The organism is Bacillus sp. Brlt_9 (assembly GCF_051948935.1).
Taxonomy (GTDB): Bacteria; Bacillota; Bacilli; order Bacillales; family Bacillaceae_G; genus Bacillus_A.
On record NZ_JAYJLO010000007.1, the window covers coordinates 41,335 to 56,710 of the forward strand.

The following is a 15,376-nucleotide window of genomic DNA, read 5'->3' on the forward strand; positions in this document are numbered from 1 at the left end:
TGAGATGGTTTTTTATAACTGTTTCATTAATTTATCTGCCACTTTTTTAGAAAGTTGCTTTGTCATTTTAGGGACAAATGGTTTTATTGCGCTGTTAAAAACAAAGGCTCCCTTACCAGTTGTTCGCAATTCTAACTTACTTGTTACTTTTGTAGTAGAAGGAGAGGTTGATTCAGCAAGAAAAAAGCCGCTACCAACTAATTTTTTTGTTGGAGAATTCATCGTAAAGCTAATTTTATCAGGCGTTTGCCATTCAATAATTTCAACATTGAGAATAACGTCGCGTTTAATAAATCCTAAATCACCGTGCAAACGCCAAGTTGAATGTTTGTCATCAATAATTTTATGTTTAACATAGCCTGCGACTAGTGGAGCCCAATTGTTTATATCACTAATAAATTTCCAAATTTGATCTGGTGAAGTATTTAACTCTATAGTATGTATACCTTTTGCCATTTTTTGATCCCTTTCTAAAAATAAAGGTATTTGAATAATTAGGTCAAAATCCTATATTCATTTTATTATAATATAAGTATGTAAATTCTATTACAAGCGTTTTTTGCTTTTATTTTAATAATTTTTTATTAAAATTCATATTTCTAAATATCACATTTAAGAGAATGTAAGGAAAATAGAGAAATCATGAGCAATATTAGGGAATTAATGCGAAAAAGGTCGAAAATTAGGTTTTAATTTCTTATTTTTGTCATATATAATGAATCTTGAATACGACATTAAGGCTTAATATATTTGATATAATTTGCCTTTCCCTAACTTGGGTATACACTCTTTTCAACCTCCGTGTCAGTGATAATACATATTGAAAAGAGTGTATACATTTTTTTATTTAGAAGAGAAATCTTGAAATCCTTTTTTATAATGACAAATGAGATTTAAAATGGGATAATGATAGTATAACTTCTGGTGGTATGACCAATCTTGTTTAAGGAGAGAAGTGTATGCTAGATATTCAACAAATTAAAGAAATAATTCCTCATCGCTATCCATTTTTACTAGTGGATAAAGTTTTAGAAGTAGAAGAAGGAAAGCGTGCTATTGGAATAAAGAATGTTACAGCTAATGAAGAATTTTTTAATGGACATTTTCCAGATTATCCTGTAATGCCAGGTGTTTTAATTGTAGAGGCTTTAGCACAAGTTGGTGCTGTTGCTATGTTGAAGAAAGAAGAGAATCGTGGTCGCTTAGCATTCTTCGCAGGCATCGATAATTGCCGCTTTAAACGACAAGTCCGTCCAGGTGATCAGCTTCGTTTAGAAGTTGAAATGACGCGTGTACGTGGGTCAATTGGAAAAGGAAAAGCCGTTGCTACTGTAGATGGTGAAATTGCTTGTGAGACAGAAATAACGTTCGCTCTTGGAGAGAAAAAAGAATAGTAAACGTAAAATGTTTTTTTATACAGATAGGTGGATACCGGGCTGAGTTTGCAGCCTTGTGTCCACCTATTTTATTTGTGTAGTAATATTTGATTTGTTTAGCAAAGAAGTTTAGTAGTAGTAACACTTTAGAATATTAGTAAGAGTTTTTATTAAAGAAGTTAGGGGGAAATTGGAATAATAAGAAGGGAATTTATATAAATTTGCAGGTATTTATAGTGTGATGAAAGAATAAAGCAAATGTAGGAATTTATAAATTAAATTGTTAAGTGTATAAGGACAGGATTTTAAAAAGATTACAAAAGTTCGCAGTGATTTCATAAGAAAAATACAACTTTTTAGTAAAAGGAATATAAAATGATTTTATTAAAATAGAGAAAAAGAGATGATGAATGTGAAGCTATACGAGGTTTTACATGATTATGAGAATGGAAAGTTTAAAGATGGCGATATGTTTTTATATCAAAATAACCCAAGGATGATTGCAATTTTTAAATCAGGTAATTTTGTTTGGAGCGATGACTATGTAGCTGTTAGTTGCAAAGATATTTCAAAAGATATTTGGTATATCAGAGAAAAGTAGTGAAAAAGTACGATGTATAGGATTTGTTATCTGAATATTAAATCACTTGTGTTTGGTATGCATGGAACAAGGGATTTCTATAATTATAGAAGAAATCTATATTAATGGGAGAGTATGGCCGAACTGCAAAATAATTAGAAGTAAGAAGATTGAATCTTATTATTTTATATGATAATATGCCTTACGGCAAAATTTTATAAAGAAGTTACATTCATATGAATATAGAAGCAAATAAAAACTTCATCATTTAATTGATGGAGTTTTTATTGTTTTGATGGCAAATACTAATTGCTCTTTTTAATTTATCTTTTATTTTTAATCGAGAATAATGTAATATAGTGGGGAGTATAAAAATAGATATATTATTTTTAAATTTTGATAAAGAGGGTAAAGGTATGAAAAAGAAAATTTTATTTTGGGTACTCGGTATTCTTGGGGTACTAATCATAGGCGGGGGAGTTTATGCTTATAATGTGTATTCTTCTGTATCTAATACATTAAAGGAAGTTCATCAACCTTTAAAACGTGATCAAAACAACAATAAAGTTGGAGAAAAAGTTAGTAAGAGTGAACCAGTGTCAATTTTATTACTAGGGGCAGATGAGCGCGGTGATGATAAAGGGCGTTCAGACTCTTTAATGGTGATTACATTAAATCCTAAAAATAACTCTATGAAAACAGTAAGTATTCCTCGTGATACTTATACAGAAATTGTTGGAAAAGGTAAAAGCGATAAAATCAATCATGCTTATGCATTCGGCGGAGTAGATATGTCTGTAGCGACCGTAGAAAACTTCTTGAATGTTCCTATTAATTATTATATTGAAGTGAACATGGAAGGCTTTAAAGATATCGTCGATGCAGTTGGTGGAGTAGATGTAACTAATGATTTAGAATTTACGCAGGATGGACACCATTTTGCGAAAGGAAATATTCATTTAACAGGTGATCAGGCTCTAGCATTCACACGTATGCGTAAACAAGATCCACGTGGTGACTTTGGGCGTCAGATGCGCCAACGTCAAGTGATGCAAGGTGTTATCAAAAAAGGTGCAAGCTTCTCTTCTTTAACAGGTTATGGGGATGTATTAACAGCAATTCAAAAGAATGTGAAGACAAACTTAACGCAAGATCAAATGTTTGATATGCAAAAGAACTATAAAGATTGCTTGAAAAATAGTGAGGATATCCAAATCTCAGGTGACGGTCACAAGGCTGCCGATGGCATTTGGTATTACTATGTTCCAGATGCAGCAAAACAAGATTTAACAAATAAATTAAGAGCACATCTTGAAGTGACTAAGTAATAAATAATGACCCAAATTCTTTAGATTGAATTCGGCTTCCCAAGCGCTAAAGGCCACGAAGTTTGGGCACAATATGTAACGGATTATTTCGTTGCTAAGTAATAAAGGTACACAAAAGGTATACGAGCAATCGTATACCTTTTATAATAAGTAAGTGAGTAAGAAATCCTAATATATGTAGGAGGAAGACAATGAATTCAATTCTAATCTGCGGTGGAGCTGGTTATATCGGTTCTCACGCTGTGAAAAAATTAGTAGATGAAGGTTTATCTGTAGTAGTAGTAGATAATTTACAAACTGGTCATGAAGATGCAATTACGGAAGGCGCGAAGTTTTATAATGGAGACCTTCGTGATAAAGCATTTTTAAGAGATGTTTTTACACAAGAAAATATTGAGGCTGTTATGCATTTCGCAGCTGATTCTTTAGTTGGAGTTAGTATGGAGAAACCTCTTCAATATTATAATAACAATGTGTATGGTGCACTTTGCTTGTTAGAGGTAATGGATGAGTTTAAGGTAGATAAGTTTATTTTCTCTTCTACTGCGGCAACATATGGTGAGGTAGATGTAGATCTTATTACTGAGGAAACGATGACAAATCCAACGAATACATATGGAGAAACGAAGTTAGCAATCGAGAAGATGCTTCATTGGTATAGCCAAGCTTCTAATTTACGTTATAAGATTTTCAGATACTTTAACGTGGCTGGTGCAACGCCAAATGGTATTATTGGGGAAGATCATCGTCCAGAGACGCATTTAATTCCTCTTGTGTTGCAAGTGGCGCTAGGTCAACGTGAGAAGATTATGATGTTCGGTGATGACTATAATACACCAGATGGTACTTGTATCCGTGATTATATTCATGTTGAAGATTTAGTAGCGGCTCACTTCTTAGGGCTTAAAGACCTACAGAACGGCGGAGAGAGTGATTTCTATAACTTAGGAAATGGTAATGGTTTCAGTGTTAAAGAAATCGTTGATGCAGTTCGTGAAGTTACAAATCATGAAATTCCTGCTGAGGTAGCACCGCGCCGTGCGGGAGATCCAGCACGTTTAGTTGCTTCTTCTCAGAAAGCAAAAGAGAAGCTAGGATGGGATCCTCAGTATGTAAATGTGAAGACAATCATTGAGCATGCTTGGAATTGGCATCAGAAGCAACCTAATGGGTATGCTAAATAAATATAATAAGTGAAAGAAAGGGTATTGTCGTTCAACATACGTTCGACAATACCCTCTCTTTTTTTATAGGATTTTTGCTATACTAAACTGTACTATAATACAGGATGGAAGGAGGAGAATAATGAAAATACTTGTAGTTGATGATGAATCGAGTATTCGTAATTTGATTCGAATGCAGCTTGAGATGGAAGGGTATGAAGTGCTCACTGCGGCTGACGGGAGAGAAGCTTTAGAGAGATGGAATGAAGGGCCGGATGTATTGATTTTGGATGTTATGCTTCCAGATACAGATGGGTATGAGTTGCTTCGTTTGTTCCGCGAGAAGAATAGGGATATTCCAGTACTCATGTTAACTGCGAAGAGTCAAATGAATGATAAATTGCTTGGGTTGCAGCTTGGTGCAGATGATTATGTGACGAAGCCGTTTAATTATGCGGAGCTTATTCTTCGGGTCAAGAATATGACGCGGCGTGTGAAGAAGACAGAGGTAACGGTAAGTCATGAAGTAATCGGCGCGGGAGAGATAACTATCTGTCCTAAGGAAAGAAAAGTGCATGTGAGTGGACAAGAAATTCAGTTAACGTACAGAGAGTTTAATTTATGTCAGTTGTTTGTTTCAAATCCGCAGCGTGTATTTATGAGAGATGAGTTACTTGAGAAGGTATGGGGATTTGAGTATATCGGAAATACGAGAGCGGTTGATATTATGGTGCAAAGACTGCGGAAGAAGTTAGGGAATAGCGGGGAATATATTAAGACAATTTATGGCGTTGGCTATAAACTGGATTGTTAAGTGGTGATGGTATGTCTTTAAAAAGAAATATGGTGTTTGGAATAGTTGGACTGTTAATCCCGATTTTTGTTCTGTTGTACGCGGTTGTTTATATTACGTTAGAAAAGAATATGTATCATAACGCGGCAAATTCTTTAGAGAAGTTAAGTGTAGAAGCACAAATTTATACGATGAATTATTTAGAGAAGGAAGCAGAGGTCGAGACGCTCGGTCCGAATTCTCTTTTAATTGCTTCGTATTTAGCGAAGCGTATGGATGTCCGTGTACAGATGATTGGGAAGAATGGAGATGTTGTTGCGGATACGCAAAAGGGAGCACTTCTTCACCGGAATATTGATATTGAGAGCTCTTTGAAGGGGAAGAAATCTTATGTTTTTGAAGAGGGAGACCCAGCTCCAATTCTTTTGTTTTCAAGCCCAGTGTATTATGGAAACGATGTCATTGGTAGTGTTCGTTTTATAAATGAGTTAACGGGTGAGAAGGAAGTTTTAACAAATGTCGGTTGGACGTTTTTAATGACGTCTCTTTGTTTAGTAGCTGCGGGTATTTTCTTTGCAATTCGTTTGGCGAAGTCTCTCCATAAGCCAATCGATCAGTTAAGACAAATGGCGCATCGGCTTGCGAATGGTGATTATAAAAGTAAGATTGAGCTAAATGAATATGTAGAAATTGCTCAGCTTTCAGCATCTTTTAATGCGATGGCCGATGGGATTGAGCTGCATATTAAGCAATTGAAAGAGGAGAAAGAGAAGCAAAAGGATTTTTTAGACCGTATTACGCATGAGCTGAAAACACCGCTAACGGCGATTATTGGCTATGTGGATTTAATTCCGAAGTTAAAGGCGAAGGAAGATGTACAGGAGAGCCTGCGTTATGTAGCTGTAGAGAGTGAGCGTTTATTATCACTTGTAGAGGAATTGCTTCAGTCTTCAAAGTACGGGACGAGTACGTTTGAAGTGTCACCTACAGTTGTGAATATAAAGGAATTAGCAGAAGAGGCAGTTTCAATTGTGAAACCTCGTCTGCAGAAATTTGAGATTGAAGTGATAAATGAGTTAACAGATGTACATGTTGTTGCGGATTTCGATAAGACGAAACAGATCTTCTTAAACGTGCTTGATAATGCGATAAAATATAGTGATGCGACGCAAATTCGTATGAATGTAATTGTAAATGAATGTGAGGCGAAGGTTTTTGTTCATGATGATGGCATTGGTATAGATGAAGGTGTGCTTGCAGAGTGGAATGAATCGCCAGAAGGGAAGGTATTGCCTTCTAGTTACGGGAATGGTTACGGTTTATATATTTGTCAGGAGATTATGAATAAGCAGGGCGGAAGTATGCGTATTGAGAGTAGTGAAGAAATAGGAACTACGATATTTATTACATTTTTGCTTCCGAGACGGATGGAAGACATAAAAAACTTGAAAGCGGTTAAATGATACATTTATGAAACAATTATGCGGTATTTTCGAAACAACGTTTTTTTATCTTGGAGGTAGGCAGAAATGAAAAGGCTATCATTTCAAATTCTTATGTTTGTTCTTTGTATAATTGTTTCTCTTATTTTGTTTTATGTGATGGAGAAGCAAATATATAATCAAATCACAATAGTGAATGACAAACAAACTGTTTTACAAAGAGTGAATGAATCCCTGCCTACTGAAATGAAGGTTAGGCATGAAAAGTGGGGAGAAATTGTTATAACAGATGAAGTTCGTTTGCATACGATTGTTTCATTCTTTGACCGAATTCAAATAGAACCGAGAGAAGCTAAGAATCAAGAACAAGTATTTACTGGAGAAGTAACGTACTTGAATGGACAGAAACGTACTTTTGCAGTAGGTGACTTGTTCCAGTACGGGGCTGATATGTACGGAAAGAATGGTACGGATCCAATGATTTCAGCATTCCAAACGTATTTGTTAAGCCTGTATTACACACCAGAACGTATTAGTGATTTTTTTGCGTCAGCACAGGATGTCATAGTGCGTCAAGGTGATGTAGAACGTGCGATGAATGTTACGCGCATACTCGATTCGATTCGGTACGCAAAGCAAATTACAGATTACGGAGAAATACAGAAATTATTACAATCACAGAATGAACCAATTGCTTATATTACCGCTTATAAAACAGGGAAGCGTATAAAGAATGAGCGAGAAGACATTCTTACTATTTCTGTGTATCCATCGTACTTTGTTGTGCAATATCTCGGTGATAATAACGGGAATGTCATGTATATGAAAAGCTCCCTCGCAAATTTACCCCACTTTAATGGGCAGTAAGACCCCCACCTCAAAAGTCAGCGGAAGCAAAGAATTTAGGTGGGGGATCAACTGCCCATAAAAGTCCGATTGGTTCAACTAATAATCAGTGGAGGATGAAGATCCCCCGCTGATTAAAGTTTCACTTTATTTGTAAAGGAGAATGTGTCATGAGAAAGATAGCCTTTTTCTTCTTTTTGCTAGTAATTGGAGGAGCGATGTCTAGTTGCTCTCGAGATACAACCTCTATTAAATATAATAAAAATGGTCTCCCTATTTTGGATGATCGTCATCTTGTTGCGTACGTAGCAGCTCGCGAGGAAGTTGGGGAAGCGTTGCTTTCATCATTTTGTAAACCACGCGGCTGTACGTATGAATTTATTCGTCTTTCGACAGAGGAGCTTCTTCGGAGGGTAGAAGAGGAAGCTGGAAATCCGAAAGCGGATATTATTATTGGCGGTACGGTAGACGCGCATCAAATGATGAAGCAAAAAAATCTATCTATTCCTGTTGCGAGTCAGCATGCGAACCGTATTTCAAAAACTGTGAAAGATAAAGACGGTTATTGGTACGGTTATGAAGTGGAGAAATTGGCAATTGCAATTAATAAAGAGCGGTGGAATGAAGAAATAGCGCCGCTCGGACTTCCTTATCCATCAAGGTGGCAAGATTTATTAAATCCATTGTATAAGGGAAAGATTGTGATGCCAGATCCAAATGTATCCGGAACAGCATATACGTTTTTTCAATCACTTATTGATACTGTAGGTGAAGAGGAAGCGAAGGAATATGTGAAGAGTCTCGCAGGACAAATTGGTGAAGTAACGGTGAATGGTTACATACCAGTGGAACTAGTTGCGAGCGGTGAGTATATGATAGGCATCAATTTCATGGGAGATCAGAGAATGCTTCAAAAACAAGGCTTTCCAATTGTAAGTATTGTACCTGAGCAAACAGGGTTATCTGTTAATGCGATTTCGAAACTAAAACGTGCACCGAATGGTATTATTGCGGATTTATTTATTGATTATTGTTTATCAGAAGAAGCGGGGCACATTTTAGAAAAGGTTTCGTTTGGCGTACCAACGATGTTTGCGAAGAATGAGCAAGAAATAGAAGGACAGCCGGTTAGAAGAACAAACCAAAATATATCAAATAGCGGAATAATCGAGATATGGAATAGACAGCGTCTCTCTCAGAAGTGAGAAAAGGAGACGAAAGAATATGTTTAAATGGCTTAAGCCAGCACCTGCAATTGAAAGATTGCCAGCAGATATGATTGATCGAGTATACAAATTATTACGTATTCGTGTATTGATGGGAATTTCAGTTGGATATGCTGCTTATTATTTAGTTCGTAGTAATTTTACGTTATCAAGTACGTATTTAGTAGAAGAATTTGGATTTAGTACAGCTCAAATTGGTCTACTAGGTTCAATCATGGCAATTGTTTATGGATTTAGTAAGTTTTTTATGGGGAATTTATCAGATAAAGCTTTCGCCCAGCGCTTTATCGCAGTCGGTTTATTCTTATCAGGGCTTGTAAATATTTGTTTCGGTTTTGCATCGTCATTTGGAATGATTGTTACATTACTTGTTCTAAATGGTATTGTACAAGGTATGGGAGCACCACCTTGTAGTATCGTTATGACGAAATGGTTCTCGAAGAAAGAACGTGGTACGAAAACAGGTCTTTGGAATATTTCACATAACGTTGGCGGAATGCTTGTGCCACCACTTGTTGGAATTGGTGTAGGTATTTTTGGTGAAAATCATTGGCAAGGTGGCGTGTTTATTTTCCCTGCGATTATCGCAATGGTAATTGCAGTTCTTGTTTGGATTAATGCGAAGGATACACCAGAATCAGAAGGTCTTCCTCCAATTGATGAGTATCGTAATGACTATGAAAATCTTGAAAAAGCAGATCATGCTAACAAGATGTCACCAAAAGAAATTTTAATGAAGTATGTAGTGAAAAATAAATTTGTTTGGTTCTTATGTATTGCAAATGCATTTGTTTATTTAATTCGTTTCGGTGTTATTAACTGGGTTCCACTTTATTTAACGACAGTTAAAGGTTTCTCAAAGAATGAAGCACACGCAGCGTACGCAATCTTTGAAGGTATGGCAATTCCAAGTTCATTAATCGTTGGTCTTTTGAGTGATAAATTATTTAAAGGAAAACGTATGCCATTATGTATCATTAGTATGGTCGGAGTTGTTATTGGTACGTTTGTATATTGGCAAGCAACTAGCATACTTGTTGTAAGTATTGCAGTTTCTATTATCGGTTGTTTAATTTATGTACCACAGTTCTTGATCGGTTTAAGTGCGATGGAATTAGTACCGAAATTTGCAGTAGGTACGACAGTTGGTATGTGTGGTCTGTTCGGTTATGTAGGCGGAAGTCTTGTAGCAAACGCAGCAATCGGTGTTATTGTTGATCGTTCTGGCTGGGATGGTTGCTTTATCTTACTATTAACAGGTGCTATTTTATCAACAATCTTCTTGTTTATTGTTCAGCGTGGACATGAGAGAAAAGCTCCTAACGCAGCATAATATTTTGTTCGAAAAGCTATCCAATTATCATTTTGGATGGCTTTTCTTATATTAATATAACCTTTCCTTAAATCTATCTTAAAAGACGATATGTCATATTTCTAATCATTGGAATTTTTGTTACAATATAAATGAATGTGTAAAACTTTGTAAAAAGAATGTAATAATATGTAATTAGTTTTCAGAAAGTTTTATACAATTTTTATATTAAACTATTAAGTTATAAAGGGAGCGAGAAAATGGTACCAAATACGGTTCGTACTCCAAACAAGAAAAAAAAATGGATTATTATCGGGGTTATTGCACTAATTGTTATTGTAGCAGCAATTAATATTTTTGTAATGCAAGGGAAGAAGAAAGGCGCAGCAACAACGGCTGACGCTGTGAGTTTTGAGAAGGTAACGGAGCGAAAGCTTAATAATACGAAGCTGATTTCTGGTCAGGTGAAGCCTGGAAATATTGAAAGTTTTTATGCAGATCCAACTAAAGGAAAAGTGAAAGATATTGAGGTAAAAGAAGGACAAGAGGTTGAGAAAGGTGCGAAGTTATTCTCTTATGATAATGAAGAGATTAATTTGCAAATGAAGCAAGCTGAGCTTGATCAGAAGATGGCGGATATGCGTTATGATCAAGGGAAGAAGAAGATTGATTCGCTGAAGAAAGAAATTAAGAAAGCGAAAGATAGCGGAGCTGGGAAAGAAGTAACAGATCCGATGGAAGAGCAAGTAAGTGAGTTAGAGATGGCGCAAAAGACAACTGACCTTGAGAAAGAAAAAGGGAAGTTGCAAAAAGAAGAATTAAATAAAAAACAGAAAGAACTTACGGTTTATAGTAATTTTTCTGGTATCGTTCAAAAGTTAGATAAAGATGCGGCGCAAAGTTCATCTCAAGCGTTAGGTGGTCAAGGGAAAGCATTTTTACAAGTGGCGTCTAAAGATCCATTCCAAGTTCAAGGGACGTTAACTGAGCTTCAAAAGTCACAAATTCAAAAGGATCAAACATTTACTGTAACTGCGAAAGCAAATAATAAGAAGAAGTGGACAGGTAAGATTACAGAGGTAAGTGAATTCCCAACGAGTGCAGAGATGGCTCAAGCAGGCGGTATGGGTGAAGCAACTCAAAATATGTCCCAATATACATATAAAGCAAGTCTTGATAGTCAAGATGGTTTATCTCCAGGTTATCACGTTTCTCTGCAAGTAAGTTTAGAGAATAAGACAATGGTTGCTGTTCCGACTAAGAGTATTGTAGAAAAAGCTGATGATGCATTTGTTTACGTTGAGGATAAAGGAAAGCTTCGTAAACAAAATGTGAAAAAAGGTTCTACTGATGGAGACTGGACAGAGGTTGTAGAAGGCGTAACAGTGGGGCAAAAGGTGGTTAAAAATCCTTCCGATGATGTGTATGACGGAATGGAAGTGAAAGAGAAATGATCACGTTAAATAATATTGCTAAAACGTATTATCAAGGAAAATTGGCAGTGCCGATTTTGCACGGTATTAGTTTAACGATTCAAAGTGGTGAGTTCGTTTCGATTATGGGACCGTCTGGTTCTGGTAAATCAACGCTTATGAATATTATCGGTTGTTTAGATCGTCCAACAGAAGGCGAATATATGCTGAATGACGTGAATATCTTAACAGCAGACGAGTCAAAGCTTGCTTTAATTCGTAATGAATATATTGGCTTTGTGTTTCAGCATTTTAATTTGCTGCCGCGTCTTTCAGCAGTGGAAAATGTTGAACTTCCGCTCGTATATGGCGGCGTGAAGAAAGCAGAGCGTCGTAAGCGTGCGTTAGAGGCGTTAGGTAAAGTTGGATTAGCGGATCGCGTGCATCATTTACCGAATGAATTATCAGGTGGACAGAAGCAGCGTGTAGCAATTGCAAGAGCGATTGCGAACAATCCAACGTTCATTATGGCCGATGAGCCGACTGGTGCGCTTGATACGAAGTCTGGTGAGCAAGTTATGGATATTTTCACGAAGCTTAATGCAGAAGGTACAACGATTGTTATGGTTACACATGAAGAGGAAGTAGCAGCGTATTCTTCCCGCCGCATTGTACTGCGAGATGGGAAAATTACAGAAGATAGAAGGTGTGCGGTATGAGTTTACTAGATAGTATAAAAATTGCCCTATCTTCTATTTTAGCTCATAAACTGCGTTCAGCTCTTACGATGCTCGGTATTATTATCGGGGTAGGTTCTATTATTACTGTCGTTGCGATTGGGCAAGGCGGGGAAGCGATGCTGAAGTCGAAATTCGCAGGTTCTGGTGGTAATAACCTGATGCCAATTCAATTTAAGCCAGATATGAATGATGAGTTTGCTATAGGCGGATTTGAAGTACCAAAATTAACGGAAGAAGATATTATGGAAGTAAAACAAGTGAAAGATGTTTCACATGTTATTACGACAAATTCGACGACAGAGATACTGGATGTAAATGATAAAAAAGCAAATCTGAATGTTATTGGTCTTGATAATGAATATTTTGCGGTTAATAAAGTAAAGGTCGTAAAGGGACGTACTTTAAGTGAATCAGATATTTCTCATGCAAATAATGTTGTGATGATTAGTACAAAAACAGAGGAGACGCTATTTAAGGACGTAAACCCAGTTGGACAAATTATTGAGATGAAGGGGCAGCCAATGCAAATTATTGGTGTGTATACATCTGATAATGAGTTTATGGGATTTGAAATGGAAGAGGCGTTAATCCCCCTTACATTATGGCCTGTTTTATTCGGAACAGATGATATTCAAAATATCGCAATTCAAACTAAAAATGTAGACGATTTAGAAGCAGCTGGGAAACAAGCTGTTGATGTATTAAATAGTCGTAAGCCAAGTGAAATTTCTGGTAAATATGAACTGGTGAATTTAAAAGAATTACAAGAAAATGTTTCTAAAGTCACTAGCATCATGACGATGATCATCGGCGGTATCGCTGGTATTTCGTTAGTCGTTGGTGGTATCGGTGTTATGAACATTATGCTCGTATCTGTAACGGAACGTACGCGCGAAATTGGAATCCGTAAAGCACTGGGAGCAACGCGTAGTAAAATTTTATTACAGTTTTTAATTGAAGCAGTTATGTTAACACTTCTAGGCGGTTTAATCGGAATTGGTCTTGGATATGGCGGGGCATATATCGTTTCCACATTCGCAAAATGGCCACCACTCGTTTCATGGGAAGTTGTCGTTGGAGGCGTACTGTTCTCTATGACACTCGGTATTATCTTTGGATTAATTCCAGCAAACAAAGCTGCGAAGTTAGATCCAATTGAAGCATTGCGTTATGAGTAAGTAATAGTGTAGTAGAGAGGGGGCTCTCTACTACACATTACCGTTCTAGTGGGCGGTTCGTAGCCTCCTATATGAGGAAGTGAACCGCCCGTTAGAACGGGTTATATAAATGGAAGGAGGCGTTATAATGGAAGCAAATGTGAATACACAAAAAGCTGGCGGAGAGAAGCCATCTTTGTTTGGAATGATTACTTCTCCTGGTTTACAGTTTGAGAGAATGAAGACGAGCGAGAAAGTTTGGGGTATGTTCTTCTTAATGGCGCTATTACAAGGGCTTTTAAGTGCTTTTACTACGTACGTTACGAATACGTCACCTGAGATGGTGAAAATGAAAAAAGAACTAGGTGAATTTGCGGGACAGAGTTCACTGACATCTGACGTTATTTCCAGTATTGTGTCGGGGACTATAGGTGGTATGCTGGTAACATTCATTGTTGCAGCTATTTATAAAATATTTATGATGTTCTATGGGAATGATACCTCTTATAAAAAACTAGTAACGATTATTGTATATGCGAACATTGTTGCTATTATTGGTGGATTTATTAATGGAATTATAGCTTTAATTTTAGGTGAAGCACCAAATGCATATACAAGTTTAGGACCACTATTTGAGCAAGGTTCACTAGCTTATGGAATCGGTAATACAATTGAAGTGTTCTATTTATGGAATATCGTTTTAATTTGGTTAGGGCTGCAAATTACAGCAGGAGTAAGTAAAGTGAAAGCAGCAATTCCAATTATCGTTTTATTCATCCTTAAAGCGTTATTCTTAGCAGCGATTGTTATGTTAATTGCGGCATTTTTACCAAATATGCCAGTATAAATAAGGAGGCGTTATAATGGAAACGAATATTAATATGCAAGATGTAGGTTCAAAAAAGCCATCGTTATTAGGGATGATTACATCTCCTGGTTTACAGTTTGAGAGAATGAAGACTAGTAATGCAGTTTGGGGTGCGTTTTGGATACTTACTGTATTAGGTGGACTTGTTGCAGGTTTTGCTGCTTATGTGTATTCTTTAACTCCTGAAGCAATTAAATTTAATAAGGACTTAGGTGTTACTGTTTCACCTGAAATGACGTTTGGGACAGGTGTAGTATTTGGCGCTATTGGTATGGCGATAGGTTTCTTTGTTAGCGCAGCAGTATACAAAGTGTTAATGATGTTAATGAGCAATGATACTTCTTATAAAAAATTATTAGCGATTACTGTATATTCAAGTATTATTTCATTAATTGGTTTATTAATAAATACCATTTTAGCATTTGTGTTAGGCGGATCAGGTCAAGAAATGTATACTGGTTTAGGACCGATTTTCGCTTCAAGTGGTGGTGCTTTGAAAGGTATTGCAAATAGCATTGAAGTATTTACAATTTGGGGATTTGTAATCACGTGGTTAGGTCTTCAAATTACGGCTGGTTTAAGCAAAAAGAAAGCAACTATTCTTATGGTTGTATTCTTTATCTTAACTATTGGATTTGGCGCAGTAAAAGGGATGTTCCAATAATATCCATATTTTAAGTCGCTAGAAAGAAATGCAGCAATTATAAAAGTAATTGCTGCATTTTTGTTAAAAGGAGAAAATATATATGTTTAAGAAATTATTAGTAAATTTTTTGTTCATGTTAGTTGTATTATTGCTAGCTTTAGAATATATGCCGAATAAGAATCCATATATATTTGTTGGCGTTATAAGCAGTATTTTAGCTACAGGTTTATATGCAATCGATAAATTCTTCAAACGTATACCTACAGAATAGTATAAATCGAAAATGTATAAACAAGAGATTCCTTCTTATGTATAGAAGGAATCTTTTTTTATTTTTACCCTTATTTCAAATACGACCAGCAGAATTTCAAATTCTACTTCATGTAATTTTAAATTTCAGCGGTCGTATTTGAAATTACTCACAGTGAAATCGCTTCTTTATTTTTATATTGTGGAGGTACCGGCGGAATAACAAAGAGGTATACCT

The 15,376-nt window shown here is 36.2% G+C and carries 16 protein-coding genes; 15 read left to right on the plus strand and 1 reads right to left on the minus strand.

The window, feature by feature from the left end; genetic code table 11:
* Positions 1–12: 12 nt before the first annotated feature.
* Positions 13–456 (minus strand): CoxG family protein, encoded by a 444-nt coding sequence (locus tag VF726_RS23455; RefSeq protein WP_097840467.1) that lies wholly within the window; start codon positions 454–456, stop codon positions 13–15.
* Between the two features lie 503 nt (positions 457–959).
* On the opposite strand from VF726_RS23455, the gene fabZ reads away from it, so the two are divergent.
* The 15 genes from fabZ (at position 960) to VF726_RS23530 (ending at position 15,160) form a co-directional block, all read left to right on the plus strand.
* Entirely contained in the window at positions 960–1,394 is a 435-nt protein-coding gene (fabZ, locus tag VF726_RS23460; RefSeq protein ID WP_000884321.1) for a 3-hydroxyacyl-ACP dehydratase FabZ, read from the plus strand.
* Positions 1,395–1,779: 385 nt separating this feature from the next.
* Positions 1,780–1,977 carry a hypothetical protein gene (locus tag VF726_RS23465; protein ID WP_000982278.1) on the plus strand — a complete coding sequence of 66 codons (198 nt, stop codon included), beginning with the start codon at positions 1,780–1,782 and terminating at the stop codon, positions 1,975–1,977.
* Positions 1,978–2,372: 395 nt separating this feature from the next.
* Positions 2,373–3,284 carry a polyisoprenyl-teichoic acid--peptidoglycan teichoic acid transferase TagU gene (tagU, locus tag VF726_RS23470; protein WP_440172592.1) on the plus strand — a complete coding sequence of 304 codons (912 nt, stop codon included), beginning with the start codon at positions 2,373–2,375 and terminating at the stop codon, positions 3,282–3,284.
* A 191-nt stretch (positions 3,285–3,475) separates the two neighbouring features.
* Complete coding sequence (gene galE, locus VF726_RS23475) at positions 3,476–4,468, plus strand: UDP-glucose 4-epimerase GalE (protein WP_097844711.1); 993 nt, start codon at positions 3,476–3,478, stop codon at positions 4,466–4,468.
* 121 nt (positions 4,469–4,589) lie between these two features.
* Positions 4,590–5,261 carry a response regulator transcription factor gene (locus VF726_RS23480; protein WP_151631996.1) on the plus strand — a complete coding sequence of 224 codons (672 nt, stop codon included), beginning with the start codon at positions 4,590–4,592 and terminating at the stop codon, positions 5,259–5,261.
* Between the two features lie 11 nt (positions 5,262–5,272).
* Positions 5,273–6,703 (plus strand): HAMP domain-containing sensor histidine kinase, encoded by a 1,431-nt coding sequence (locus VF726_RS23485; RefSeq protein WP_440172595.1) that lies wholly within the window; start codon positions 5,273–5,275, stop codon positions 6,701–6,703.
* A gap of 66 nt (positions 6,704–6,769) precedes the next feature.
* Positions 6,770–7,549: a DUF3919 family protein gene (locus VF726_RS23490; RefSeq protein WP_440172597.1), complete on the plus strand. Its 780-nt coding sequence runs from the start codon at positions 6,770–6,772 to the stop codon at positions 7,547–7,549.
* Between the two features lie 149 nt (positions 7,550–7,698).
* Positions 7,699–8,733, plus strand: coding sequence for an ABC transporter substrate-binding protein (locus VF726_RS23495; RefSeq protein ID WP_440172599.1), 1,035 nt, complete (start codon positions 7,699–7,701; stop codon positions 8,731–8,733).
* 19 nt (positions 8,734–8,752) lie between these two features.
* Entirely contained in the window at positions 8,753–10,087 is a 1,335-nt protein-coding gene (locus tag VF726_RS23500; protein ID WP_440172601.1) for an MFS transporter, read from the plus strand.
* A 239-nt stretch (positions 10,088–10,326) separates the two neighbouring features.
* On the plus strand, positions 10,327–11,520 hold the full coding sequence (locus VF726_RS23505; RefSeq protein ID WP_440172603.1) for an efflux RND transporter periplasmic adaptor subunit: 1,194 nt from the start codon (positions 10,327–10,329) through the stop codon (positions 11,518–11,520).
* The gene (locus tag VF726_RS23510; RefSeq protein ID WP_086707035.1) at positions 11,517–12,197 is read left to right on the plus strand and encodes an ABC transporter ATP-binding protein; all 681 of its coding nucleotides are present in this window, start codon (positions 11,517–11,519) and stop codon (positions 12,195–12,197) included. The genes VF726_RS23505 and VF726_RS23510 overlap by 4 nt, the downstream gene beginning before the upstream one ends.
* Complete coding sequence (locus VF726_RS23515) at positions 12,194–13,396, plus strand: ABC transporter permease (protein ID WP_440172605.1); 1,203 nt, start codon at positions 12,194–12,196, stop codon at positions 13,394–13,396. Before VF726_RS23510 ends, VF726_RS23515 begins: the two co-directional genes overlap by 4 nt.
* A gap of 127 nt (positions 13,397–13,523) precedes the next feature.
* Positions 13,524–14,222 (plus strand): Yip1 family protein, encoded by a 699-nt coding sequence (locus VF726_RS23520; protein ID WP_440172607.1) that lies wholly within the window; start codon positions 13,524–13,526, stop codon positions 14,220–14,222.
* Positions 14,223–14,238: 16 nt separating this feature from the next.
* Positions 14,239–14,907: a Yip1 family protein gene (locus tag VF726_RS23525; RefSeq protein ID WP_440172609.1), complete on the plus strand. Its 669-nt coding sequence runs from the start codon at positions 14,239–14,241 to the stop codon at positions 14,905–14,907.
* A gap of 82 nt (positions 14,908–14,989) precedes the next feature.
* Entirely contained in the window at positions 14,990–15,160 is a 171-nt protein-coding gene (locus VF726_RS23530) for a hypothetical protein (protein WP_440172611.1), read from the plus strand.
* The last annotated feature ends 216 nt before the right edge of the window (positions 15,161–15,376 follow it).

Bases quoted from the DNA above. Each gene is read 5' to 3' on its own strand.
- VF726_RS23455 (WP_097840467.1), bottom strand. From the start codon at position 456: ATGGCAAAAGGTATACATACTATAGAGTTAAATACTTCACCAGATCAA.
- fabZ (WP_000884321.1), top strand. From the start codon at position 960: ATGCTAGATATTCAACAAATTAAAGAAATAATTCCTCATCGCTATCCA.
- VF726_RS23465 (WP_000982278.1), top strand. From the start codon at position 1,780: ATGATGAATGTGAAGCTATACGAGGTTTTACATGATTATGAGAATGGA.
- tagU (WP_440172592.1), top strand. From the start codon at position 2,373: ATGAAAAAGAAAATTTTATTTTGGGTACTCGGTATTCTTGGGGTACTA.
- galE (WP_097844711.1), top strand. From the start codon at position 3,476: ATGAATTCAATTCTAATCTGCGGTGGAGCTGGTTATATCGGTTCTCAC.
- VF726_RS23480 (WP_151631996.1), top strand. From the start codon at position 4,590: ATGAAAATACTTGTAGTTGATGATGAATCGAGTATTCGTAATTTGATT.
- VF726_RS23485 (WP_440172595.1), top strand. From the start codon at position 5,273: ATGTCTTTAAAAAGAAATATGGTGTTTGGAATAGTTGGACTGTTAATC.
- VF726_RS23490 (WP_440172597.1), top strand. From the start codon at position 6,770: ATGAAAAGGCTATCATTTCAAATTCTTATGTTTGTTCTTTGTATAATT.
- VF726_RS23495 (WP_440172599.1), top strand. From the start codon at position 7,699: ATGAGAAAGATAGCCTTTTTCTTCTTTTTGCTAGTAATTGGAGGAGCG.
- VF726_RS23500 (WP_440172601.1), top strand. From the start codon at position 8,753: ATGTTTAAATGGCTTAAGCCAGCACCTGCAATTGAAAGATTGCCAGCA.
- VF726_RS23505 (WP_440172603.1), top strand. From the start codon at position 10,327: ATGGTACCAAATACGGTTCGTACTCCAAACAAGAAAAAAAAATGGATT.
- VF726_RS23510 (WP_086707035.1), top strand. From the start codon at position 11,517: ATGATCACGTTAAATAATATTGCTAAAACGTATTATCAAGGAAAATTG.
- VF726_RS23515 (WP_440172605.1), top strand. From the start codon at position 12,194: ATGAGTTTACTAGATAGTATAAAAATTGCCCTATCTTCTATTTTAGCT.
- VF726_RS23520 (WP_440172607.1), top strand. From the start codon at position 13,524: ATGGAAGCAAATGTGAATACACAAAAAGCTGGCGGAGAGAAGCCATCT.
- VF726_RS23525 (WP_440172609.1), top strand. From the start codon at position 14,239: ATGGAAACGAATATTAATATGCAAGATGTAGGTTCAAAAAAGCCATCG.
- VF726_RS23530 (WP_440172611.1), top strand. From the start codon at position 14,990: ATGTTTAAGAAATTATTAGTAAATTTTTTGTTCATGTTAGTTGTATTA.